The organism is Asticcacaulis sp. AND118, assembly GCF_020535245.1.
Taxonomy (GTDB): domain Bacteria; phylum Pseudomonadota; class Alphaproteobacteria; order Caulobacterales; family Caulobacteraceae; genus Asticcacaulis.
Window position 1 is genome coordinate 951,649 of sequence record NZ_CP084911.1, and the last position, 22,560, is coordinate 974,208.

The 22,560-nt window shown below is 55.4% G+C and carries 20 protein-coding genes and 1 tRNA gene; 11 read left to right on the plus strand and 10 right to left on the minus strand.

Features of this window, described 5'->3' with window-relative positions; all coding sequences use genetic code 11:
• Positions 1–21: 21 nt before the first annotated feature.
• Both LH365_RS17625 and LH365_RS17630 read right to left on the minus strand, forming a co-directional pair.
• Positions 22–1,203: an ABC transporter substrate-binding protein gene (locus LH365_RS17625; protein WP_226745867.1), complete on the minus strand. Its 1,182-nt coding sequence runs from the start codon at positions 1,201–1,203 to the stop codon at positions 22–24.
• Between the two features lie 441 nt (positions 1,204–1,644).
• Positions 1,645–3,438 carry a S9 family peptidase gene (locus LH365_RS17630; RefSeq protein ID WP_226745868.1) on the minus strand — a complete coding sequence of 598 codons (1,794 nt, stop codon included), beginning with the start codon at positions 3,436–3,438 and terminating at the stop codon, positions 1,645–1,647.
• Between the two features lie 639 nt (positions 3,439–4,077).
• On the opposite strand from LH365_RS17630, the gene LH365_RS17635 reads away from it, so the two are divergent.
• The 6 genes from LH365_RS17635 (at position 4,078) to LH365_RS17660 (ending at position 9,575) form a co-directional block, all read left to right on the plus strand.
• Positions 4,078–5,334 (plus strand): site-specific integrase, encoded by a 1,257-nt coding sequence (locus tag LH365_RS17635; protein ID WP_226745869.1) that lies wholly within the window; start codon positions 4,078–4,080, stop codon positions 5,332–5,334.
• On the plus strand, positions 5,331–6,236 hold the full coding sequence (locus LH365_RS17640; protein ID WP_226745870.1) for an ASF1 family histone chaperone: 906 nt from the start codon (positions 5,331–5,333) through the stop codon (positions 6,234–6,236). Before LH365_RS17635 ends, LH365_RS17640 begins: the two co-directional genes overlap by 4 nt.
• 322 nt (positions 6,237–6,558) lie before the next feature.
• The gene (locus tag LH365_RS17645) at positions 6,559–6,831 is read left to right on the plus strand and encodes a hypothetical protein (protein ID WP_226745871.1); all 273 of its coding nucleotides are present in this window, start codon (positions 6,559–6,561) and stop codon (positions 6,829–6,831) included.
• Positions 6,831–7,508 carry a DnaB-like helicase C-terminal domain-containing protein gene (locus LH365_RS17650; protein WP_226745872.1) on the plus strand — a complete coding sequence of 226 codons (678 nt, stop codon included), beginning with the start codon at positions 6,831–6,833 and terminating at the stop codon, positions 7,506–7,508. Before LH365_RS17645 ends, LH365_RS17650 begins: the two co-directional genes overlap by 1 nt.
• 422 nt (positions 7,509–7,930) lie before the next feature.
• Positions 7,931–8,947: a hypothetical protein gene (locus LH365_RS17655; RefSeq protein ID WP_226745873.1), complete on the plus strand. Its 1,017-nt coding sequence runs from the start codon at positions 7,931–7,933 to the stop codon at positions 8,945–8,947.
• A gap of 1 nt (position 8,948) precedes the next feature.
• Entirely contained in the window at positions 8,949–9,575 is a 627-nt protein-coding gene (locus LH365_RS17660) for a hypothetical protein (protein WP_226745874.1), read from the plus strand.
• Between the two features lie 910 nt (positions 9,576–10,485).
• Here the strand turns inward: LH365_RS17660 and LH365_RS17665 are convergent.
• Positions 10,486–10,692, minus strand: a complete 207-nt coding sequence (locus tag LH365_RS17665) for an RHS repeat domain-containing protein (RefSeq protein WP_226745875.1) — start codon at positions 10,690–10,692, stop codon at positions 10,486–10,488.
• A 155-nt stretch (positions 10,693–10,847) separates the two neighbouring features.
• Here LH365_RS17665 and LH365_RS17670 point away from each other — a divergent pair, with 155 nt between their 5' ends.
• A complete protein-coding gene (locus LH365_RS17670; protein WP_226745876.1) occupies positions 10,848–14,891 on the plus strand; it encodes an RHS repeat-associated core domain-containing protein in 4,044 nt (1,347 codons plus the stop codon).
• Positions 14,892–15,156: 265 nt separating this feature from the next.
• On the opposite strand, the gene LH365_RS17675 is transcribed toward LH365_RS17670, so the two are convergent.
• The 3 genes from LH365_RS17675 to LH365_RS17685 all read right to left on the minus strand — a co-directional run bounded on the left by LH365_RS17675 (position 15,157) and on the right by LH365_RS17685 (position 16,539).
• Positions 15,157–15,648 (minus strand): hypothetical protein, encoded by a 492-nt coding sequence (locus LH365_RS17675; protein WP_226745877.1) that lies wholly within the window; start codon positions 15,646–15,648, stop codon positions 15,157–15,159.
• An 18-nt stretch (positions 15,649–15,666) separates the two neighbouring features.
• Positions 15,667–16,023 (minus strand): hypothetical protein, encoded by a 357-nt coding sequence (locus LH365_RS17680; protein WP_226745878.1) that lies wholly within the window; start codon positions 16,021–16,023, stop codon positions 15,667–15,669.
• Positions 16,024–16,149: 126 nt separating this feature from the next.
• Positions 16,150–16,539 (minus strand): hypothetical protein, encoded by a 390-nt coding sequence (locus tag LH365_RS17685; protein ID WP_226745879.1) that lies wholly within the window; start codon positions 16,537–16,539, stop codon positions 16,150–16,152.
• Positions 16,540–16,947: 408 nt separating this feature from the next.
• Here LH365_RS17685 and LH365_RS17690 point away from each other — a divergent pair, with 408 nt between their 5' ends.
• Positions 16,948–17,376, plus strand: coding sequence for a hypothetical protein (locus tag LH365_RS17690; RefSeq protein WP_226745880.1), 429 nt, complete (start codon positions 16,948–16,950; stop codon positions 17,374–17,376).
• Positions 17,377–17,442: 66 nt separating this feature from the next.
• Here LH365_RS17690 and LH365_RS17695 read toward each other — a convergent pair whose 3' ends face one another.
• From LH365_RS17695 to LH365_RS17705, 3 genes are all read right to left on the minus strand, one after another.
• Positions 17,443–17,643 carry a hypothetical protein gene (locus LH365_RS17695; protein ID WP_226745881.1) on the minus strand — a complete coding sequence of 67 codons (201 nt, stop codon included), beginning with the start codon at positions 17,641–17,643 and terminating at the stop codon, positions 17,443–17,445.
• A 177-nt stretch (positions 17,644–17,820) separates the two neighbouring features.
• Positions 17,821–18,159: a DNA-binding transcriptional regulator gene (locus LH365_RS17700; protein ID WP_226745882.1), complete on the minus strand. Its 339-nt coding sequence runs from the start codon at positions 18,157–18,159 to the stop codon at positions 17,821–17,823.
• Positions 18,156–18,530: a type II toxin-antitoxin system RelE/ParE family toxin gene (locus LH365_RS17705; RefSeq protein ID WP_226745883.1), complete on the minus strand. Its 375-nt coding sequence runs from the start codon at positions 18,528–18,530 to the stop codon at positions 18,156–18,158. Before LH365_RS17705 ends, LH365_RS17700 begins: the two co-directional genes overlap by 4 nt.
• A 244-nt stretch (positions 18,531–18,774) precedes the next feature.
• On the opposite strand from LH365_RS17705, the gene LH365_RS18800 reads away from it, so the two are divergent.
• Positions 18,775–18,876, plus strand: coding sequence for a hypothetical protein (locus LH365_RS18800; RefSeq protein ID WP_370639772.1), 102 nt, complete (start codon positions 18,775–18,777; stop codon positions 18,874–18,876).
• Between the two features lie 358 nt (positions 18,877–19,234).
• Here LH365_RS18800 and LH365_RS17715 read toward each other — a convergent pair.
• Positions 19,235–19,311, minus strand: a tRNA-Arg gene (locus tag LH365_RS17715).
• 611 nt (positions 19,312–19,922) lie between these two features.
• On the opposite strand from LH365_RS17715, the gene LH365_RS17720 reads away from it, so the two are divergent.
• Together LH365_RS17720 and LH365_RS17725 are read left to right on the plus strand one after the other, a co-directional pair.
• A complete protein-coding gene (locus LH365_RS17720) occupies positions 19,923–21,176 on the plus strand; it encodes a DUF2264 domain-containing protein (protein WP_226745884.1) in 1,254 nt (417 codons plus the stop codon).
• Positions 21,166–22,500 (plus strand): BNR repeat-containing protein, encoded by a 1,335-nt coding sequence (locus LH365_RS17725; protein ID WP_226745885.1) that lies wholly within the window; start codon positions 21,166–21,168, stop codon positions 22,498–22,500. Before LH365_RS17720 ends, LH365_RS17725 begins: the two co-directional genes overlap by 11 nt.
• Positions 22,501–22,560 lie beyond the last annotated feature (60 nt).

Consider the following 22,560-nt stretch of genomic DNA (forward strand, 5'->3'; position numbering starts at 1 on the left):
AGCTTCTTTTTATCTGTCGGGTTATTGCGCGGCGATCGCGCTTTCGAGGGCTTCAAAGCCCGTGTAGGAAATCCACTTGTGAACGTCGAAATCGGTCTTCAGGAAGCCATGGCGGAACAGGAAGTCCTTGAAATCCCCCAGAGCTGCGATCGCCTCCTCATTCAGGAAGGTGTCGAGGTTTTGATGCACGTTTTCGCCATAGGCCGCGCGGACCAGATCGGGGTAACTCGACGTTTCCCGCGCGATGAAATCATGGGTTTCGGCGGGGTGCTGACGCGCCCATTCCCCAGCCTGCACCACACGACGGAGAAAGCGCGCGACGATGTCGGGACGGGCATCGAGCAGGGCCTGATCGACCGTCAGGGTGCGTGGCGCGCCATTGTTGATGCGGACCTTCGGATCGGGGTGGAAGCCAATATCTGTGACCACGTGGGCGGCAAGGGCGCGCGTAATTTCAAGACCGGCGACACCCTTGACGAAGATGGCGTCAACGTCACCGTTGAGCAGGGCCTTGATCTCCGCAAAATAGCCCGAACGGCGGCGAATCCGGCGCCCTGAGCCGTCGATGTCGGCCCCGGCATCGGAAAGGGCCGGCGCCACTACATCGACGAGTTCGACATCTGTCAGCCCAAGGCCTTCCAGTCGCAGCACCTGATCGTAGGCCCGCAGCGCCGTGGCCCGGTTGAAGTCGATAGAACCGGGGTTTACGGGCAGGGCGAGGCGACGCCCCTTGAGGTCCTTGCTCGTGGAAATGCGGGAACCGGGCAGAGTAATCACCAGCAGGGACTCATCTGTCCAGTTCAGGCCGATAACGCGCGTTTCGCGTCCATTGGCCTTGGCCCAGATGGCCGGTATATTTCCTCCTTGTCGGAAGGAGTTTTTCAGGGTGTGATCGAAGTGCGATTCCTTTACCGTCGGATCGAGACTTTCCTGAAGGGATTTCAATTCCAGCCCTTCGGCGGCAAATTCATCGCGAAAATAGCCGAGTTGAACCGCAAGACCCAGTGGCGTCGGGACGGGGCAACGCGTGTACCAGAGGTTTGGAATTGTCTCTGAAAAAGCAGAATTTTGTGGTATATCAGCGCTCATCTGATGAGCCTTTCTGAAGAAAATGGCAAGGCGGGAGCGACGCGCAGCCCCGTCTGCTGGTGGCGCGCAATCAGACTTGTCGTGGAATTCGGTGGGTCGCGGCGTTGACGTCAAGCGATACCTAACCTGCGCCTCGCTGCGTGCGTCGGCGTTGATTAATTCCTACTAATATAATTTTATATAAGCAAATTAGAAATTCTAGCGTCACTCGCGACTGGGGCTAATGGTCCGCGGGATATCTCTACACCCCGTGCCGTGAGTGGCTAATTTAGCGCAGGCATGGCTGGATTACAGATTGTGCGAAAAGTTAAACAGGCCCGGAGCGATCGCGCCCAGACAAATAATTCCGCCTTGATCAGATGTCCGTTTTCGGCATCACAACTGTACGCGGCAACGAATGTCCGCTGGGGGCGCTCAGGTGCCAACTAACAATTATGGCTTATCCTGTTGCGCGACTGGGCCCGCATTATGAATTGAGACGATTCCGCTAGGCTGCGTAAAGCCTAGCTTCAATGCACTCGTCACCCGGACAAACACATTTGAACCTTTGGTTTTTCATTTTACAGGAAGGTACTTTTCGAACCAGGCAACGACGCGCTGCAGGGCGTCGGCGGCATTTTCCTTCTTGCGAAACCCATGTCCCTCGGCCGGGTAGTATATGGCCTCGGTGACCGTTCCGTTGGCTTTGACGCGTTCAGCCACCTCTTCAGCCTGGTTCTTCGGTACGCGAGCGTCATTCTCGCCTTGGAGGGTGAGCAGAGGCGTCTTGATGTTCTTGGCGTAGGTCAGGGGCGAGGCGGCGTCGTATAAAGCCTTATCCTTGACGGGATCGCCGAGAAGAGCGCGCTGATATTCGCGCAAGCCTGCGTCTCCATTTTCCCACATGGTGTACCAGTTGATGATCCCGAACTGCTGTACGGCGGCGGCGAAGACGTCCGGATATTTGCCTATTGCCATAAGGGTCATGTAGCCGCCGTAGGAACCACCGGTAATGCCGATCTTCTTCGCATCGACATATCCGGTGGCCTTGAGGAAATCGACGGCGGCCATCACATCTTTCAGATCGCCATTGCCGAGGTCCTTCTGATTGGCCAGCTGAAACGGCAGACCATAGCCGGTGGAGCCACGGAAGTTGGGCTGAATGACGATATAGCCTCGCGAGGCGAGGGCCGTGGTGTATTTCGAGAAGTAGTCCTGCGACTGGCCCGTCGGTCCGCCGTGCGGCATGACAATGGCCGGGTTCGAGCCGTCGCGCTTGAGATTAAAGGGGAGAGTAAGGACCGCGCTAATCGGCGTGCCGTCGAAGCTCTTGTAATGGACGATGCTGTTTTTCGGCAGATTGACCGGATCGAGGCTGGCGATCGCCAGCCGCGTCACGCGCTTCGCCGGCTCTGCCCCGGTCAGATCGATCGTCCAGTAGTCGAGCGGCGAATCTCCGGCGTCACGATTGACCAGAAGCTTACCCGTTATCGGATTAAAATTGCTTTGGGTCGACGTCGCCAGACCGACAAAGCCCGGATCGATGCGCAGAGGTGTCTCAGTCAGGGTGGCCAGTTCGACGCGATCCAGCGTACTGCGGCCGTCGGCGTTATTAGAGACTACGAGGTATTTCCCATCCGGAGAAAACTGCTGAGCCATCTGCTCCCAGGGCGTCGGCTTGAGGCGCTTCGTCTCACCCGTTTCGCGATTATAGATCAGCGCGTGGAACTGCCCCGTCCCGGCATTGGTGGAAACCGCCAGCCATTTGCCGTCCGGCGACACGTCCGCCACATAGGTCGCCTCGCTATCCTTCGATGGAACGGCTTGAACCGCCTTGCCCGTCGTCACCTCGATCAACCACGCCGTACCGGCAGAATCGTCCGAACGATTGCGATGAGCGACGATATGCCGGCCATCCGGCGTAAATCCGCTGACGAACCAGAACCAGTTACCGTCCTTTTCGTCGGTGAGGGTGCGCACCTTTTGCGTCGATAAGTCCATCACGGCGACGTTCGAGATGCTGCCGTCGCGCGGCCTCACAGAAAACGCCACCTGTTTACCGTCGGGCGACAATCGGGCACCGCGCTCGGTAATCTCCGGCGTATCGGTCAGGTTGACCACCTCGCCACCCGTGATCGGTAAGGCGTAGAGATCGAAGATTTCCTTGCCGTCTATGTCTGACAGGAAATAGACCGTCGCCCCGTCCGGACTGATGAACAGGTTGCTCTGAGGGTTTTCGGACTCGCTGAGTTGCACCGGCGTCATCTCGCCTTCGCTCAGTCGCCAGATATTGATCCGACCCGCGATATTGGTCGCCATCACGATATGTTTGCCGTCCGGCGTCCAGATAGCTTCGGGGGCGGCGCGCACGGCCGTCAAGTCGCGTAGAGGGACGGCTTTTGCCCCCGGATTGGACACAGAGATTACAGACTTCGGATCGGTGATGTCCCTGACCGGCGTAGCTACGGACTTAGCTTTCTGAGGCTTAGCGACCGCGACGGGGGCAAGTGCAAAGCCGGTTAGCAGCGCGGCAAGTGTGAAGGCATGAAGGCGCGCGGAAGGGCGAACGGGCATAGGAGCTCCGAAGGAAGATTTCAAAATGAGGGGAAATCAAAACGCGAACGCAGATATTTGAATTATCATGATACAGTGGTCGCTATTGCGCAAGCGTGTAATTCATCGCTGAGCGCCGATCCAACTGACTGTGTGGAAGATGGCTTTGGCCTCTAGCTAGTCATGACCGAGGGTCTTGAAAAGACTCCACCACCAGTTCTCACTTTTGTTCGTGGATGGCGCACCCGACAGGATTCGAACCTGTGACCTTTGCCTTCGGAGGGCAGGGGTTTAGTGATTTCCCGAGTTTACTGAAGATGGATTGAGGTGGATATTTTCTTTGTGAGTTAAGGGGTTTGCGTCTTTCGGCAAATCCGGGTAATCTCGGGAAATTACCCGTTTTGACCCGATTTTGCTTACCCCTTGCTTACCCGAAGGGGCGCATGTGAGTCCACTATGCCCAAGCTGTCCGAGTTCAAGATCACCAAGGAAGCCGTTGATGCGCTGCCTGCCACAGACGCTGTCTATTTCGACAGCGAGTTGAAGGGCTTCGGGCTTCGAGTGAAGAACGGTCGCAAAACCTACATCATCCAGTACCGGAACAGGGATGGCCGGTCTTGTCGCCTGACCCTTGGTCAGCATGGTGCGTTGACACCGAAGGAGGCCCGCGTAGAGGCTAGAAAACACCTCGGACAGGTGGCTACTGGTTCAGATCCGGTTCAGGAGGCCAGGCAAAGAAAACTGGCCGAGACTGTCGAGGAGTTGTGTGTCTCCTACATGATCGCAGTTCGGAACGGCTTGATCCTGGGCAAAGGGGGCAAGCCGAAGAAGGCCAGCACGATCTACACCGATGAAGGCCGGATCAAACGCCACATCGTTCCTCTGCTGGGCAAGCGCAAGGTCCGCGACGTCACTACGCCGGACATCAATAAGTTTCTACGCGATGTCATGGCCGGAAAGACGGCTGACGATGTGAAGACCGGGCCGCACGGACGTGCTATTGTTGAGGGTGGCGCCGGCACTGCTGCGCGCACCGTCGGCCTATTGGGAGGCATCTTCTCCTTCGCGGTTTCCGAGGGCATCATCGACCGGAACCCGTGCCAGGGAGTGAAGCGGCCGGCAGATAAGAAAGCCAAGGTCAGATTGACGCCCGACCACTACAAGGCCTTTGGTGCCGCGCTGCGGAAGTCGGACGAAGATGGGGAGTTCTGGCAGGTCACGACGGCTCTGCGGGCCATTGCGCTGTCCGGATGTCGCTATACGGAGATAACTAAGCTACAACCCCGCGAACTCGACGCAGAGGGGCACGCACTTCGCCTTCAGGACACCAAGACCGGTGAGAGCGTCCGCCCCCTCGGTCAGGCCGCAATAGACGTCCTGAAGCCGCGCGTCGGCAACACACACTATGTCATCTATGGCGTGAAAAGCCCTGAAGGTCCATATTCCGGTCTCCCCAAGGCCCTGAAGCGCGTCCTCAAGAACCTGCCTCCTCATTCGAAGAAGGACTTCCCACCTTTGACGTTGAAGGGGCTGCGTCACTCCTACGCCTCGGTGGCGGGCGATCTCGGCTATTCTGAAATTACCATCGCCGCCCTCATCGGGCACTCATCGGCGAGCGTGACGGGCCGGTATATCCATCATCTCGACGCAACTCTGATTGCAGCGGCCGATACGGTCTCAGCTTCCATCTGGAATTTCATGGAGCCGGCATGACGGATAAGCAAGAGCAAGTGATTCTGCGGCTGGTCTCTGGAATTTCCGACACTTTTTCAGCCGAAGATGCGCCGGTCATAACAACACCCGATCTAAGCGCACCAGAAAACGGAGAGTATGTGAATTTGGACTCACCCAACCCTCGATTCAGGGTGGATGGACCCATGACAAATGAACAGTTTGAAGCGTTGCGTAGGCACATAGAAGCTGACAATCCTCGCTTTGAAGACGTCTTGCAGTTCCCAATACTGGACAATATTATCAAGTGGCTCGCAGAGTGTGGACTGCCAGAGACGCTGTTTTATATTGCGGGGGATGACGGAATAGTCCCGTGCACGACACCCGATTTGATTTCAGCATTCAATGAAACTCCTCCTCATCGGAGGATTTTTGCGCATCATCTCTTGAACACTGAATTATCAAGTGGTTCAACTACCAAGCAAAATCATTTGAAAGAGGTAATAGTCGCCTTTCTTGCCGTACAAGGGCAGCTGGGAAAAGCGACGTATTCAAACGGTGAGGCGATGGCTTTGTGCATGGAAGTCGCAAGCTTGATTTCCACATGGCGCCGAATGCAGATGTCAACCAAAGCTGATGTCACTTCGACAGTGCTAACCGGTAAAAGGTCAAAACAAGCCACTCATTCAGGTGGTGTAAAACGCGGCAATCAGAAGCGTGAAGAAGCCGAGATGTGGACGGATCGTGCCCTTCCTCTGGCAATCGAAATTAGAACCAGCCAGCCGCACATTTCGCAAAAGGACCTAGCTGGTAGCATCGTCGCGAACTGGAAAGGTGCCAAAAGCGTCTTACCTAACCAGGAACGTATAGCTCAATGGATTAGGGCCCAAGAGAGGGCCAGTGACCCAACGAAGCGCATACCGCCGAAGCAGAAACGAAATTAACTAGCTAACGGTTTTCCAATTGGGAAAACTTGGGATTATTAGAGGGGTCGTCTTCAACTTGGAGCGACCACTATGAGCGCCAACATATTGAAAAATAGGCCACTTCGCCGTGACGAAGCAAGCCGATATCTTCACGAAGCATATGGCATAACGCGATCACCGCGAACGCTGGCAAAATACGCTACGATTGGCGGCGGGCCTCGTTTCCGCCATGCCGGCCGCTTCCCCTTGTACGACATTCCCGAATTGGATGCGTGGGCTTCAAGCCTGATGTCGGGCCTCAAATCATCCACCAGCGATGTCGGGGAGGCTGCGTAACAACATGACCTCCAAACACGAAACCCGCCACGCGGGCGACGTGACGGGCTCGAAACTTGGTGTTCAGCTTGCCGGCCAGAACAGCGGAGACAATAGCCCCAACGTCACTTTTGTTCAAGGTCTGATTGACCTCCGCCAATTTCACGAGCGCAAGGCTCGTGTGCTGTTCCGAATGGCCGGCGCTGCTGAGACCGCCGAGGATCGTCGCGTTATCACCGGTCAGGCTCAGGTTCACCTCGCCGCCGCCCGCACCGTGGCGATTGGAGGTGCATTCTAATGGATGCGCCTACCGAATTTCAATCCATCGAGCCAGTCTATGACGCCGTTTACGGCCTCATGGGCTTGGCCATGATGTGGCCCGGTGATGTGATCCCGCGCTATGCCGATATGTCGCCGGAGCTGTTTCCCGATGCCCTGACTGCGGCAATGTGGCAGGCAATCATTGACGCTCACAAAGCCGGTCACCGGCCCGCGCCGCCGCTCATTGCGCAGCGAATGTCCGGCAGCCCGGATTTCGCCGCATTGGGTGGCGCCGGCTTCCTGATCACCCTCATCGACCGGGCCACTGCGCCGGACCACGCTGAGACCTATGCTGAGGTCGTAACGCGGGGGTGGCAAGGGCGCCGACTGTCCACATTGATTGCCTCTGTGGGCGATGTCACTGCTGATCCTTTGAAGGCGTTGCAAAACATTAAGTTTGAAGTCGAAGCAATTGAACGGCATGGGAATTATATAGGTCGCGGAATTGACCTGATCTCTGCCGCCACGGCTTATCTGGATGAATTGGACAGCGGGCGAACGCGCGGCCTGATGACCGGCCTGACCTGCATCGATCGTCGGTTGGGTGGGCTGAAACCAGGCGCTCTTGTCGTGCTCGCTGGTCGGCCTTCAATTGGCAAGACAGCCCTTGCCAGGAATGTGCTTCACGGTGCGGCCGTGCGGACGTATTGCTGACTAGCCGCGGGCGGGAACTTCTTCGTCTGGTGGGATAAAAGGACATTCGGAAACCGCCCTATCCCCTGCGAAATAACGCGGTTTATCGGGATCAGGCTCGATGGCCCCGACGCTGTTAATACAGCGAGAAAACAGCGTGGAGGGGATAGGCGTCGTAACTGATAATACGGTTGGAAGACGGTTGTAGTCATCCCGGCGCCAATATCCTGTAGACGAGATTGCGGCATTTTATAATCCCAGGACAATGCTCGTGTCAGAACCAGTTAACTCGCTTCATTCTGGAAACCCGTCGACTCGTAAAGTGATCGCTCATGTTCCCACAGCAGTAGACTGATTTTTGCGTATGGTGGCTGCGAAAGAACTCTGAAATTTGCGTTCACCCCGCTTCCTGCTAAACCGGAGCGATAGCGGGAGGGTTTGCAGTGATTCCAAAAAAGCGGCAGCGTCGTATCTATCAGTGGAAGGTAGAGTTTCGCGCGTTTCCCAGCGAAGCGGCAAAGAGCGGTAAGACGACCAGCTTGGACGAGTACGTCGGCGTTCTGGAGGCAGAACTCGGCCGAGGTCGGGCGCGTTGGTACCTCGGGTCAGAAAGCAAGCCTCTCGATGTCGGCGATGCATCGCAGGATGAAAAAAATCAGATATACATCGCTGAAATTCGGCGCGAAAATCCGAAGGGCTACATAGCTATTCTCTTTAATAGAGGAGACCCCAGCGCTAGCAATCCGGTATTCCTAAATCCTGTCTCCAACCAAACACGGGAATCAAAGGCGGACCCCGCTGAGAGCCTTGGGTGGTCTGCGCACTTACTTATCGCTACCACCCAAACCGATGGGAAGCACAAAGCCTGCCTTGAGCAGATGCACCATGTGCCCAGTGATCTGCTGATGAATGCGCTAGATAGGATTGTCACGCGAGCGTTGGAGAACAACCCGCACTACACGTATGAAAAGACAATAAGTAAGAAGATAGAGCATAGAGACTACAGGCCGCGTATGGACGTATATAAGGTTCCATCGGTAGATTTGCTTCAGGACATTAAAGATGGAACGTTAAGCAAGATTAGTCTTGTGAAGAAAATACCAAAATACCAAGGTCCGGGTGCTGAGGACATGATCAAGAGGCAGAATCAGCAAGTAGTAATTTCTGTGTCCCCTGAGAAAGATAAGGGGAAAGTGCAGGCTCTGGTTAATGGAATTATAAATTACGCTAAGCAAAATGAATTTGAATCAATCCACTTTAAGGTGGATGATCTGCCCGGTGGAGGAACTGGAACGCCGTCAATAAACGTAGATTCGGGCAATGCTTTCGATCAGCTTTACGTTCGATCCCTTGTAATTGATGGCTTTACAAACGATTTGCTGCAATGCTACACCGAAATTTGCGACCCAATCGTCGACAGAATGGTTGCGATCATCGAGAACGCCGGAAAATGGAAGTGACATGTGGTTCATCAGCCAAATCCTCGTTCCGTGCAAATATCTCGCGATAAAAGAGGGGCGAGGACTATTTGAATCTAAAGCAGTCTACGACTTCATACTCCCCTTGGCCGCTACTGCGGTAACCGGGGGGTTCACGTCGTACATTGGTCAGAAGCTTGCTATCCATGCACATCCCGGCTTAGCGGGCAGCTTATCGGATTTGCTCGCGCTTTTGATTGCGTTTTATATGGCGGCGCTCGCTGCGGTCGCCACTTTCACGCGCGAAGGGATCGATAATCCCCTGCCCGGAGAGGGGGCAGAGATAAAGAGGTGGAACAACGACGCCAGTGAAAAGCGCTGGACCCCACTTACATATCGGCAGTTTATTTCATACTTGTTTGGTTATTTATCGTTCGGCTCCCTTGTAGCCTTTGGATTGCTGCTCTTTCTTACGAAAGGCTGGCCTTATATCGAGAAGAAGGTTTCAACGGTATATAAGGTAGATGCGGTTTGGTTTGCGACCGCGGACGCCACATGGTTCCTTCTGATCTCATTTCTTTTATGGCAACTAATCTTCATATCGTGCCTTGGCATTTATTTCCTCGCTGAGCGAATGCAAAATCTTTCCCCGCAAAACCCCGAAACCTAGTCACTATTTGCGAACGTGCCTCCGCTGGCAGCGGTGTTGGCCGTTATCGCCGCAGTTCCGATTTTGGATGATGTGGTGCGAGCGTGACGTGATGCCAACAAGATGAAATTTGGATGGTGAAAATGCGCTGTGCCAGAGGATATGTCTTACTGCGAGGTAGGCTTCAGCCCGCAGGGAAGACAATCTCCACGTTCGTTTGCCCATAACTTTGCACATATGGCCCACATTGCTGAAGTGCCAGAAGTGCGCGTTTTCCAGATGCAGAGATGAGTGGTTCGGATATCGCTCCGTCCTGTTGGTTAAGTAGTATAGGCGGCCCGCTGACATTTCCCATAGCCGAAAAACTGACCTTGAGTGTGACCGGCAGGGCTTCGCCACCGAGCTTAAGCCAACACGGCTCAATTACTTTCCATAGGTCCGATCGAGCTTGCACACTTCCATCCGACTTGCCGGGCAGGCTGCTTAGAGAGGTTTGCCTTACTTCTGAATCTCCTCGTGGGGCGATGAGAGGAGGGGCGGAATTTCCGGCTGATGCGATAGCCTCTTTAGGCGCGCTTGCGACTGACTTATCGATTTCCGCTACTTGAGAAGCCTCTGTGGTAGTCGTCTGAATGTCTGGCGCCTGTTGCCTTACATCCAGGGAGGCGTGCGAGGTTCTTGTGGTATCGGGTGCGACCTGAAGAACCTCGATAACCATGCCCTCTGCCGTTCCGCGTGAAGACGCAAGCGTATAGCTTGAGGACAAACTGGATGTTCCGCCAAGCTGGCCGTGTTCTGCCCAGGATAAAAAGAAGAGCATGTGAAATGCCGTAGATAGACAGAGCACAGCAACACCTGTGCGGTGCTTGCCCAGGGTGTTAAAGCAATAGCGGGTAGTGTTTACGATTGAGAGCATGGGTGCGTTCAGACCCTATGGCGTTTTGGTCGCCTGCGTCCGGTTGCCGGATTTGTCGTATGTATAGGTAACGACCGTCCCATTGGGGTAGGTGACCTGAATGACGCGCCCTTGAGTATCATAGACGTAAGCTGTCGTGCCTGCGGTTGCGCTCCCGGACCACAAGGCGGCAAGAGACATGCTTACTAAGGCAATGCGACGTGCTGAGATTTTCTTGGACATAGCCTTCCCCTCGTTAATAGTCCTCAAAGTAGCGCAATGCGCTAAACTGGCAACAAGAATTCTTCTCTAAGCTGAAAAGTGGGTTGTGGGCGCGCGCTATTCGTGTTTCGATGGTGCCGGGTGCGAGCGTGACGGCGCTAATGCAGGGGGAAAACATGACATTCAGATCGGTGACGTTGGCCAGCGCGGCTACCATTGCGCTCATGTATACGTTCTGCGGACCTGCCTACGCGCAATATCCTACAGCCCCCACGCCGCCGGTGGATGCTGCGATTGATGCGAATGGAGTGGACCTGATCAACAAAACCCGGCGATCTCAAGGGGCATCTTTAGGAATCGGTGCGGATGGCTTGAGAACAAGTTTCTCTGACTTCCTGATTAGAGATAATTGGGTTTGGACGCTTAATGCTAGCGGATCTTTATATACAATCAGCATTGACGGGGTTTCAGAGCAATTCACCCTTAGTTTCGGCACCTTTACGGCTGTTCAGCCGAATGGATCAAAGCTGGAAGTAGGTAGTTCTCCTAACACGTACCTATATACCTCGTCGGATGGAACGCAGATTACATTTGACGGAACGCTCACAACCGCAGGCCTCGGACTCTTTTACACTGCTAACAAAGGTGTCGCAGTAAATGCTCTGCGCCCGGATGGCGAAATACTCTCATTAAAGTGGTTGAGAGAGACAACGACGACCCAAGCCGAGCCCGGCGCTCCAGCATTCACCAGCACCACGGTCACATTGAGGTCTGTAAGCAGTTCGAAAGGATACTTACTTTTTTACGAGAATGGCGTGAAGGCCATAAACTCAGCCGTGGATTATTGTAACCCGAGCGCGACGTCCTGTCCCGGCCTAACCCAAAACTGGCCCTCAATGTCGTGGTCATATCCAGCTGGGGGAGGAGTGATCGTCAGTACATCGGACGGTAGATCCGTCACATATAATGGACTGGGAGACAGTTCAGCCAAGACGACTACCTTCGCGAATGGAGCAGCGGAAACGTTCACTGTAAGTGGCAATACAGCGACGTTCACCAATGGCGTTGGGACGTGGAACTATGTGTGGTCGACCAGCGGTTCGACGGTAACAGCGACGGTGACTGACCCGCTCAGTCGCACGCGCTCAGTGACATACAATTCGACGCAAAAGAAAATTCTGACCGACACGAATGCGCTGAATCAGACCAAGAGCTATCAATATGACAGCTTTGGTCGTGTAACGCGGGTTACCCAGCCAGAAGGTAACTATACGCAATTCACCTACGATGGCCGTGGCAATGTCATTAATGAGCGCGTCGTCGCCAAACCCGGGTCGGGCCTGTCCGATCTCGTTACCGTCTACGACTATGACGCGGCCTGTGCAAATCCGAAGAAATGCAATAAACCCAATAGCGTAACGGACGTGGCAGGCAAGGTTACAGACTACACCTATAACGCCAATGGTTTTGTGAAGTCTGTCAAGTCGCCTGCACCTTACGCCGGCGCGGTCCGGCCGGAAACGCGCTACGATTACGCTTCTGTTGCCACCTTCTCCAAAGACAGCGGGGGGGCGTTGGTGCAAACGGGATCGATATGGAAACTGTCCAAGGTGTCGACCTGCCGGACATTGGCGTCTTGTGAGAATACGGCGGATGAGCTGGTTACCGAATATTCCTATGCGGGCTCCATTCACGCCGACGTCACGACCATTACGCAAAGGTCGGGCGACAACACCCTGATCGCGACCACGACGCTGACCTATGATATGTTCGGCAACGTCACCAGCACGAATGGCCCATTGGCGGGTGACGGCGATAAGACAGTCTATTTCTATGATGCCATGCGCCGGACGACCGGCTCGGTCGGCGGTGACCCGGACGGCGGCGGCGCTCTGTCTTCACGCGCACAACGCATCACTTACGACAATATGGCTCGGGTTAGTAAGGTCGAAACCGGCGTGGCCGCTGCTCAGACCGATGCCGCGCTGGCAGCGATGTCGGTGATTAGCAAGCTGGATACGACGTATGATGGCATTGGTCGCGTCACCAAAAGCCAGCAGACCGTTTATGCGCCCGGTAACCCCGATGGAAAGATTGTCGGCTTGAGCCAGGCAACCTACGACACTGCCAACCAGCTCACTTGTTCGGCAGAAAGGCTGAACCCCGGTACGTACGGGAGTTTGCCCCCGTCGGCCTGTACGCATGCGTCGCCGGGAACTTCAGGTTATGACCGCATCGCTTCCTATGTTTATGACAATCTGGGTCGGGTAACGAACGTGCGGACGGCGGACGGTACGGGAGATTATTCCGATACATCATCGACTTTTACGACCAATGGCGCTCTGCAAACCCTGGTCGATGGCCGTGGCAATAAAACCACCTACGAATATGATGGCTTCGATCGCCAACTGAAGGTCCGCTATCCGGAAGCATCGAACGGCGCGGTGAGTTCGACGACGGATTATGACGGCGTATCTTATGACATCTATGGTCGAGCGACGACGATACGACGTCGGGACAGCCAAACCTACACGATCGGGTACGACGACCTGCATCGTATGGTCTCGACGTCGCTGGGCGATGCGATCAGTTACAACAATATGGGTCAGAAGACGTCGATCAGCCGTAGCGGGCAGTCTGTCTCATGGGGGTATGACGGCTTTGGTCGTGTCTCTTCGGAAAATACCAACGGCCTGACCATGTGGTATCAGTATGATGTCGCGAACCAGCTAAAACGCGTTACCTGGCCGGACGGCTTTTTTGCTACCTACGATTACAACGATGGCGGCATGCCGACCTATGTGCGCGAATACGGCGCTACAGATCTGGCAGCGTACAGCTACGACAATTATGGCCTGACCACGATCGCGCGTGGCAATGGCACCTCCACCTCGTTTGATCGAAATGCATCGCTTCTATTAAAGACGCTGACAAACAATGTGGCGGGCACCGCGTATGATAATGCGTTCGACCTGACCTACACGGATTCAAACCAGATCAAGAGCCGAACCTTATCGAACGCTGCTTTCGAATGGACCGGAACGCCCGCGCCGACAACGAGCTATGCGCACAACGGTCTTAACCAGATGACGTCAGTCGGAGCCGGTGCCATCGGCTATGATCTGCGTGGCAATCTGAACTCTGACGGCTGGACGACCTATGGCTATGACATCCACAACCGTCTGACGGGGCTGTCCTCTGGTGCCAGCCTGTCCTACGATCCTGCGGGGCGCCTGTGGCAGGTTATCTCCGGAGCCAGTGTAACCACCCGTTTCCTGCATAGCGGTTCGGTAGTTGCGGGTGAGTACGATGAAAACAACAACATTCGGCGCCGTTACGTTCATGGCCCGGGCACTGATGAGCCGCTGGTCTGGTACGAAGGTGCCGGCACAGCCACCCGGTATTATCTCCTGTCGGATGAACGTGGCTCAGTCGTCTCGGTGACCGACAATACTGGTAGTCAAAGTGCGACAAACACCTATAATGAGTTCGGTGTGCCCGGTGCCACTAATGTCGGGCGTTTCCAATACACCGGTCAGATGTGGATGCCGGAAGTCGGCCTCTACTACTACAAAGCGCGCTTCTACTCCCCGACGATCGGCCGCTTCCTCCAACCTGATCCGATGGGCTATGACGATGGCATGAACCTCTATGCCTATGTGGGTAACGATCCGGTCAATTTAAGCGATCCAACTGGGTTGGCTGCTGAATACTATCGGCGGTACGACGACGAAGTTACTGAAGTTGTAGTTAAGGGGGAGAAGAAGAAAAACGACAAGTGTCCGAGTGGGCTAACCTGCCTATCATCATTGGAGCTAAGACCGGAAATTATCAACCCCGCGGATGAGATTATTGAGGTGGTGATAAATGCTAGGAAAAGCAGAGTTGAGATTAAAATTGGACACGGGAAGCCGATATACATTACATCAAGTGAGCTTTGTGAGTTCGCGTTAGGAACGATAGGGGCCGATCCGACTCAGATCCTGTTAGATTTGGTCATTGGCGGCGTGGTAGGACATGTGGTTGGAAATACATCTGGTACAGTGATGGCGAAAGTCCTAGATTCCGGTCCCGTGATAGGATCACGAGTTGGTCGATCAGCAATGGTAGGAGCTCGAGTGGGAAGAGTTGCTGGGCCACTTGGCGCCCTTGCTGGTGGCGCGGCGGCTCTATATTTTAAGCGCGACATAGAAAATGCCATAAAAGGAATTTGCAAATGACGGAGAAATTGCACTCATTCGTCTCTAGATGTAACTTAGCGCTTATTATTGCGTCTCAGATATTATTTCTTTATTTTTCAATTTATTATGTATACGCCCATGTGGATGGAGAATTGCTTAGAAACGCTCTCTATCTACTATTTGTATGGATTGCATTTAATGTAATTTCCTCATTTAGGTATTATCGGAAGGTGATTATTTCACTTTCTGAGGGCGAGTAGTCAATATTGTGGGGAGGGGAGGCGCTCGAGCGTAAAGTCGATGGCTAGCCGCTCACTAGCGCTTCCGGCGATTTATGCCCCGCTATTGCGACGACCCAGAACACAAGGCCCGCAAGCGCGCCTAGGGCCACTATCCACCCGCCCAAAACGAGAAAATCCAGCCACCCGGCTGCCGTGCGTGCACCACTGGAATGGACCGCAACGCCGTTTGCCTCGTCCTTGAACGGACCAAATAACATCTCTATGGCAACCCACGGAATAAGCGTTGAAATCACGCCGATGGACGCTGAATAGGAGGGTGTGGCTTTAACGAAGTGCCGCAGGGTCAAATATGAGGGCAGGCCCACAAAAAACATCAACGGGTAAAGTACCGCGTAAAGATAAATGGCTGCGGACTTGAACGCCACCGCGGCATTTGAAGGCGACTGTCCGTCGAATGGATACATCCAGCCAAATCCTGCCGCTACTACAAAAGGAGCCGCCAAGAACGCCAACAGCACGCGCCAGATGGGCGGGAAGCGACGATCTCGTCTCACGGGCAACTCAATCAAAATTCATCTGACGAACCCCATCCGCCGCAGCAGTCCAAGTAGGGCTGTGATGGCCGGTGTGTCCGGCTGGCACGACGCCTCATCGAAATGGAAAGTGGCGTCAGCGTCCATCATATGCGGGGTGTTCGCCCGCCACCACTGAGCCACTTCTGGAGACTTTGCGTTCAGAGCCTCAAGTGCGGAGCCAACATAGACGAGGTAGCCAACTGAGTACCCCGGCTTGCGTGTCAGAACTTCTTCGACCGCCATTCCCAAAAGCCTCTTATCGGCAAGCGGCAGAGTCAACCCGATCCACTCGTCCCTGACCCATTCGGGTGCTTCACCGGCAGGCCGGCGGACAATTTTGACAGATTTCGGCATATCCCACTCCCCCTGAGTTGAATATTACCTATCGCGCTCCGAAGGAATCTCCAATGCCCTTTCCTTTGGAGCCTAAGCAGGCGGGCCGGATTTCTCCAGCCCTTTGGTGTCGTGTCCGAGTGTGATTTAGGCAGCAGCCTCTGGTCGATAGTGCTCCAGCAGGATCAGCCGCCATTCCTCAGGCATGACGTTTAACGCTTCAAACGCTGGCGAGACATTCGTGCCCATGTGCTGCTTTTCATAGGCTTGGTACATCCCCTTCAGGTCTTCGTTATCAAGGTCGTGGTAGGCACCGATGCTGAACAACTCGACCGTTGCGGCAAGATAGCGATCATAAGCCGTGCCCCACTCACCGTTGGGCGTCTTTTGCGCAGTAAAGTCGTCCCGGTTGCTCAAAGCCTCCAAGCGGGCAAAAGCAATACGGTGGGCTTCAAGCGCAGAGATAAAACGTTCGGAGGGCTCAATCGTGAGCATCTCCGGTTTCACGAAAGCCCTTGCCAAAGCGGCAATCAGCATTGTCGGCAACTCGATTACTTCCCGCAGTGTGCTGCTGTACCCCCATTTGAACGATCCGGAGCATGTCACGGCGGCACTGAGGGCGATATTTGACACGTGATAAAGAAAGTTTCTGAAAATTAGCGACTTGATGGATTTGCAGCACAGGAGCCATCCGGTCGTATCGACCGTTTACGACCGGATGCGCATAGTTAATTCACCGCATGGGGTCCGGGTCACGCATCCCCCCGCCCAGTGAACGGCCGTACGCGGAATGATAGCCCCAGCTTTCCCCCGAAGCTGGGGCTTGTCGTTTCTAACGGTTGCTTAAATAGACTGTATTAATGCGAAATTTGGCTTGAACTCGCCCGGAAGCTGAGTCCATCATTGGTAGCCGGATGCGGCATTATCAACCAATGGGAGGCTTAAATGATACGGAGTGTATTCATCCGCTTGCGCATGTTCTTGGTCGCATTTGCCGCGCTTATGGCAATAAGCGCGGCAGGGCCAGTTTTCGCGCAGGTAACTTACACACAAAGTGAAATTGAGGAGCAAGCCGCCGTTGTCCAAACGGCATGGGAAGCCTATTTAGCGGCCGAGTCTGAATTTTTGAGCTTTGACTATAGCAGTAAAGTCGCTGAAGCTTATTCGGATTATCAACAGGCTTTATCGGGCTGTGTTGCGAGCGATCCTCATGAAAATACAGACTGTAGAGAAGGGCATCTTTTAGACTACAACCAAGCTCTAAATAATATAGATTCGGAGTGGTCAGGTTTGTACTTCGCTGTGCAAGATGCATCGGGTGCCCACGGCGTTGAGGTTGCTTTGCTGAATTATATGCAGCAAAACGCTGCGTAAAAATAATATTTAAATTAACACATTCAAACTGCTCTGGCCTTTTAGGGCCAGAGCAGTTATTAATTTCTACTCTTCTTCATTGTCCTCTACGTCGAAGCCTTCGATATCCTCGCCGCCCTCGGCCGGGTCTTCGGCGGGGTCGTCGAGCTCCTCATCGTCCAACTCGTGCTCTTCGATCTGAGTGTCCTGATCATCGAGTGTGTTGACAGGGTCAGCGTCGTCAACGCGGCCATTGTCAGCATAAGCCGGGGTGTTTTGTGCGGTCATGATAAGTCCTCCTGAGCAGAGGATATGCTGGACGACGTAAGCGAACGTTGCGGGAGGTGATGCCCTTCGTAAGGATGTGGCGGCGACAACTGGACAGGTAATATCTACGTGGGTGAGGAGGCTGCCGAATGGGCGGAGGTAGGCAAAGAAAAACCCCGCCGAAGCGGGGCTTTTTGGCTAGGCACACTCAGCCTTTGTGAGTTGCATATCATCGATTGGCTCATCAATATCCTGAAGCGCGCGCATTACGAGTTCATGGTGAGACTTGATCAGGAGTAAATAGGCGCGGGTGCCCTGCATGGGTCGTGACCGCCCTTGCTCCCACTGTTTCAATTGATCTAGGCCGAAACCGAAGGTGCGCGCGAAATCTCGCTGCGACATGCCAGTGACAGCTCTGATTTCTTTCACATCCATTTCGGGCGGCACGTGCAGCTTAAAGGGCTGGGCCTCGCCACGGGCGACAGCCAGCGCTTCCGTCAATCCTTCATGGATTAGATCGAATGCCTTATTGCTCATGCTGTTGCTTCCACTTTCAACGGAGACACGCGTTTTGCGTAAGCCTCCACAATTTGTTCAGTCATCCCTTTTAGGGCGTTCCGGTTCGCTTTTGACAGATTGATGCGTTCGCTTTTGGCAAACACGGCAACCAGAAATATTGGCATATTCAAGCCGGTAAAGAACGTTACCACGCGCGCTCCACCACTCTTGCCTTTGTTGTTTGCTCCGATGGCTATGCGGATTTTCCGACAACCTCCAGTGCCTTCGATTACATCACCCGCCGTAGGGTCGCACGATATCATATCGATGAAATCGTTGATTTCCTCGGCAGTCAGACCGGCCTTTTCAGCCGACCTACGGAATGAGTTAAGCTCGCAAACCGTATGCATTCCGTTAATGTATGTAAGTTACGCACTCCGTCAAGCAACTTTATGGCAGCTATGCGGCATATTTGCGATTGTGGGCAAACTACAACATTCGCTTCCGATAATGCTGATTCTGCCAACCAGGAGAGTGTTCCCCCTTCTTCACCCCGCTCGATCTGCTCATCCATAGCCTGATTGGCATAGACCATGGGGGTGCAGGTACGCCGACGCCTCGGTACGAGAGCAACCGCGAGCAGCCATCGTCTCGCTGTCCGCCCCGACAATCTACCGTTTAGTGAAGGCGAGGGAATTTCCAGAGCCGTTTCCTCACGAACAACCGTGTCGCTTGGGAGCAGCAGGACGTCGTTAGGCGGATGATGTCCAAGCGCTTCCGTGAAAGGCCGAAATACGGAACGATTAAGAGTGAGGCCGGCAAGAGCACCGAGGAGGTGTTCAGCGAGGGGTATACGGCCTTTGGGGAGCGACTCCCGATGCATCTTGCTCCCTATCGTAAGGATCGTCTCCGGAAGTTGTGGGTAGACGGTTGGAAGCAAGCAGAAATCGATATGTTCGGTGAAGGACTGAGGGAGTGATAACCGCTAAAGGCCAGCGGTGGGTCCGCTTTCAGCAACGGACGACGAACCAAGCTGCGTTTCCGCTTTGCTTACCCCTTGCTTACCCAGCCATATTTGGGAGGGGTACTTTTTTCCGCAAAGCCTTATGAGGCCTGGCGCACCCGGTGCGATTCGAACGCACGACCTTTGCCTTCGGAGGGCAACACTCTATCCAGCTGAGCTACGGGTGCCCTATGGGGCGCAGACCATGCAGAGCGCGGTCGCGCGGAACCTAAGCTAAACTGTCAGGGCGCTCAATGGCAAAAATGCCCGGCGCTTCCCTTTTCCGTTCATAAGGCCAGGCGATATTGGGCAGTAAGGGCTACAAGGCGGCCGCCCTGACCTGATCAGAAGGCTGTTGTCGACACTCTGACGATTACCATCGGATGCAGGTCAACTGTACGGGTCGTCAGACTCACCACGCCACGGGCAAAGCCTGTGACCGCCGTCATCGGCCATCTATCATCAGATTCGATGGGCACAGTCTAATGGGTAGGTTATACCGCTGGGCCTGTCTCCGCAGGCCGGTGGGGGAATACCAAAAAAATCGCCATTCACGGTTATGTGAAATTCAACCTATCAGGGAATCGCTTATTTTCGCTCTTGCATCTCTCCAAGGTGCGCTTCAGTGGCCCCCGACTCATGCCCCACCAATCCGGGTCGGGGGTCATTCATTGTCCGAACGCACGGACTGAAACCGGAGAGACTTGCGCCCTCATTTGCCTTTTGCCGTATCGTGGCTTGACGCGCGCTGCCCTGTGCTGATGAAGTAAGGCCTAAAGATCAGGGAGAGCAGGGCAGCATGCAGCGGCGTGATTTTCTTCTGTCGGCCGTCACGGGCGCGGCAGCCGTGGGTGCGGGCCGTGCTGTGGCGGCCAAGCCCAAGGCGCCCCTTGTATCCGATCGCGCCTATATGGCCGGTCTCCTGCAAAAGATCGCCGAGCCGGTGCTGTCGAACATGGCGAAGGGCGAACTGAAAAAGAACTTCGCACTGGAGGTCAGTCCGACTTGGGACGGCCGCGACCGCCATGTTGCCTACATGGAGGCCTTTGCGCGCCTGATCTCCGGGGTCGCGCCGTGGCTGACCCTGCCGGAAGATGACACGGCTGAGGGACGGGTGCGCCGCAAGCTGACGCAGGATGTGCTGCAATCCTATGTCCATTCGGTCGATCCGCAGAGCCCCGACTACCTGCTGTGGCGTGGACACGGGCAGGCGCTGGTCGACTCGGCTTACTTCACCAATGCCCTGATGCGCGCGCCGAAACAGTTGTGGGAGCCGCTGGACGCCACAACCCAATCCCGCATCGTCGCCGAGATCAAGGGACTGCGGCGCATTTCTCCGCCCTATACCAACTGGCTGTTGTTCGCCGCCATGAACGAGGTCTTCCTGCTGATGATCGGCGAAGACTGGGACCCCATGCGTGTCGACCTGACGATCAAGAAGATGGAGGAATGGTATGCCGGCGACGGCTGGGTGGCCGACGGCACGAAATTCCATTTCGACTATTATAATGCCTACGTCATCTACCCGATGCTGGTCGAAATTCTTGAGGTGCTGGCGCGGCTGAAACCGGCCTTCAACAATCTCCGGCCAGAGATTGAACTGCCGAAATGGCAGAAGCGCATGCAGCGCTATGGCGAGCATCTGGAGCGCTTCATCTCACCTACCGGCACCTATCCGCCGATCGGTCGTTCGCTGACCTATCGTACGGCGGCGTTTCAGCCGCTGGCGCTTCTGGCCTGGCGCAAGGCCTTGCCGTCTAAACTCAGCGAAGGGCAGGTGCGGGCGGCCCTGACCGCCGTTCACCGCGCCATCTTTACCGAGGCCTCGAACTTCACCGCGGACGGTTACCTGACCATCGGCTTTGCGGGGCATCATCCGGAACTGGGTGACTGGTATTCCAACAACGGCAGCATGTACATCACATCAGGCGGTTTTCTGGCGCTGGGCCTGCCCGAAAGCGACAGCTTCTGGACCTCGCCCACCGAAGACTGGACGCAGAAAAAAGCCTTTTCCGGCAAAGGCTTCCCTAAGGATTATCCCGTTGACTATTAAGACCATCGGGAAGGTGCTGGCCGTAGCGCTGATACTATGCGGCGCGTTTCCGGTGGCGGCGCAAACGGCCAAAGCTCCCGAGGCGATCGACCGCGTGTGGGCCGGGCACAGCGCCCGCTTTGCCCTTACGGCGACCAAAACGCATCTGTACGTCGCCTATTACGACGCCAACCGGCAATTGACCGTTGCGCAACGCCCGACCAACAATCCCGCGCACTGGGTCTATCATAAGGTCGATACCTGGCTCGGTTGGGACAGCCACAACTACATCGCCATGGCGGTCGATCGCGCGGGGGCGGTGCACGTGGCTGGCAATATGCATGTCGATCCGCTGACCTATTTCCGCAGCGACGCGTCGGGCGATGTGCGCACCTTGAAGCGTGTGCCGGTCATGGTCGATGCCGCGCGTGAAGCGCGCATGACCTATCCCGTCTTCCTTCACGATGCCGAAGGACGGCTGGTCTATAAGTACCGTGACGGGTCGAGCGGGCGGGGCAACGAAATCTACAACGTCTATGATGAGGCCGCCGGAAGCTGGGCCGCGTTGACCGCCGCGCCGCTGGTGGATGGCGAAGGCCAGCGCAACGCCTACTTCGTCGGACCGGTGCTGGGGCCGGACGGCTGGTTCCATATCGCCTGGGTGTGGCGCGACTCGCCGATGGCCGAGACCAATCACGACCTGTCCTATGCCCGCAGCCGCGATCTGGTTCGCTGGGAAAAGGCCGACGGTTCGCTGCTGCCCCTGCCGATCCGGTTCAGCGACACCGAAATCGTCGATCCGGTGCCGGTCAAGGGCGGCCTGATCAACAACAATACGGTGCTCGGATTCGATGCACAGGGGCGGGCGACGATCACCTATCACAAGTACGACGCCGCCGGTAATACGCAGATCTGGTTGGCGCGCCGCGAAGGCAAGGTATGGAACCGTAAGCAGATCAGCGCTTGGTCGAACTATCGTTGGGACTTTGGCGGCGGCGGGTCGCTGAACAGCGAAATCTTCGTCGATGGCGCGCGACCGGGTGAGGCAGGGCGCCTGATCGTGCCGGTGGTGCGGCTGGCACAGGCGCTGGAATTCGTGGTGGACGCGCAAAGCCTGCGTCCGATCGAAGAACGCAAGGTGCAGAGCGTCAGCGAACGCGCCGCCGTCCGCCTCGGCATTGCTGACGCCAAACGGGTCAGCACCGTGCAGGCGAAGGGGCCGGACGGTCACGTCTATACGCTGGCTTGGTCGACCCTGCCGCCGAATCGCGACCTGCCGCAGGCGCGTATCCCGGAGCCGTCCGATCTTGTCCTGCTCCACGATATCGCGCAGGGGTTCCGGTAGCCGTTGGCGCACGCCGCCAAAAACTGCGTGAATTTTTTATTAAGTTCCGGCGCGCCCGCC

Excerpts from the sequence above, each read along its gene's own strand:
- LH365_RS17635 (WP_226745869.1), top strand. The coding sequence starts at position 4,078 with ATGCCCAAGCTGTCCGAGTTCAAGATCACCAAGGAAGCCGTTGATGCG.
- LH365_RS17640 (WP_226745870.1), top strand. The coding sequence starts at position 5,331 with ATGACGGATAAGCAAGAGCAAGTGATTCTGCGGCTGGTCTCTGGAATT.
- LH365_RS17645 (WP_226745871.1), top strand. The coding sequence starts at position 6,559 with ATGACCTCCAAACACGAAACCCGCCACGCGGGCGACGTGACGGGCTCG.
- LH365_RS17650 (WP_226745872.1), top strand. The coding sequence starts at position 6,831 with ATGGATGCGCCTACCGAATTTCAATCCATCGAGCCAGTCTATGACGCC.
- LH365_RS17660 (WP_226745874.1), top strand. The coding sequence starts at position 8,949 with ATGTGGTTCATCAGCCAAATCCTCGTTCCGTGCAAATATCTCGCGATA.
- LH365_RS17665 (WP_226745875.1), bottom strand. The coding sequence starts at position 10,692 with ATGTCCAAGAAAATCTCAGCACGTCGCATTGCCTTAGTAAGCATGTCT.
- LH365_RS17670 (WP_226745876.1), top strand. The coding sequence starts at position 10,848 with ATGACATTCAGATCGGTGACGTTGGCCAGCGCGGCTACCATTGCGCTC.
- LH365_RS17680 (WP_226745878.1), bottom strand. The coding sequence starts at position 16,023 with ATGCCGAAATCTGTCAAAATTGTCCGCCGGCCTGCCGGTGAAGCACCC.
- LH365_RS17685 (WP_226745879.1), bottom strand. The coding sequence starts at position 16,539 with ATGCTGATTGCCGCTTTGGCAAGGGCTTTCGTGAAACCGGAGATGCTC.
- LH365_RS17690 (WP_226745880.1), top strand. The coding sequence starts at position 16,948 with ATGATACGGAGTGTATTCATCCGCTTGCGCATGTTCTTGGTCGCATTT.
- LH365_RS17695 (WP_226745881.1), bottom strand. The coding sequence starts at position 17,643 with ATGACCGCACAAAACACCCCGGCTTATGCTGACAATGGCCGCGTTGAC.
- LH365_RS17700 (WP_226745882.1), bottom strand. The coding sequence starts at position 18,159 with ATGAGCAATAAGGCATTCGATCTAATCCATGAAGGATTGACGGAAGCG.
- LH365_RS17705 (WP_226745883.1), bottom strand. The coding sequence starts at position 18,530 with ATGCATACGGTTTGCGAGCTTAACTCATTCCGTAGGTCGGCTGAAAAG.
- LH365_RS17720 (WP_226745884.1), top strand. The coding sequence starts at position 19,923 with ATGCAGCGGCGTGATTTTCTTCTGTCGGCCGTCACGGGCGCGGCAGCC.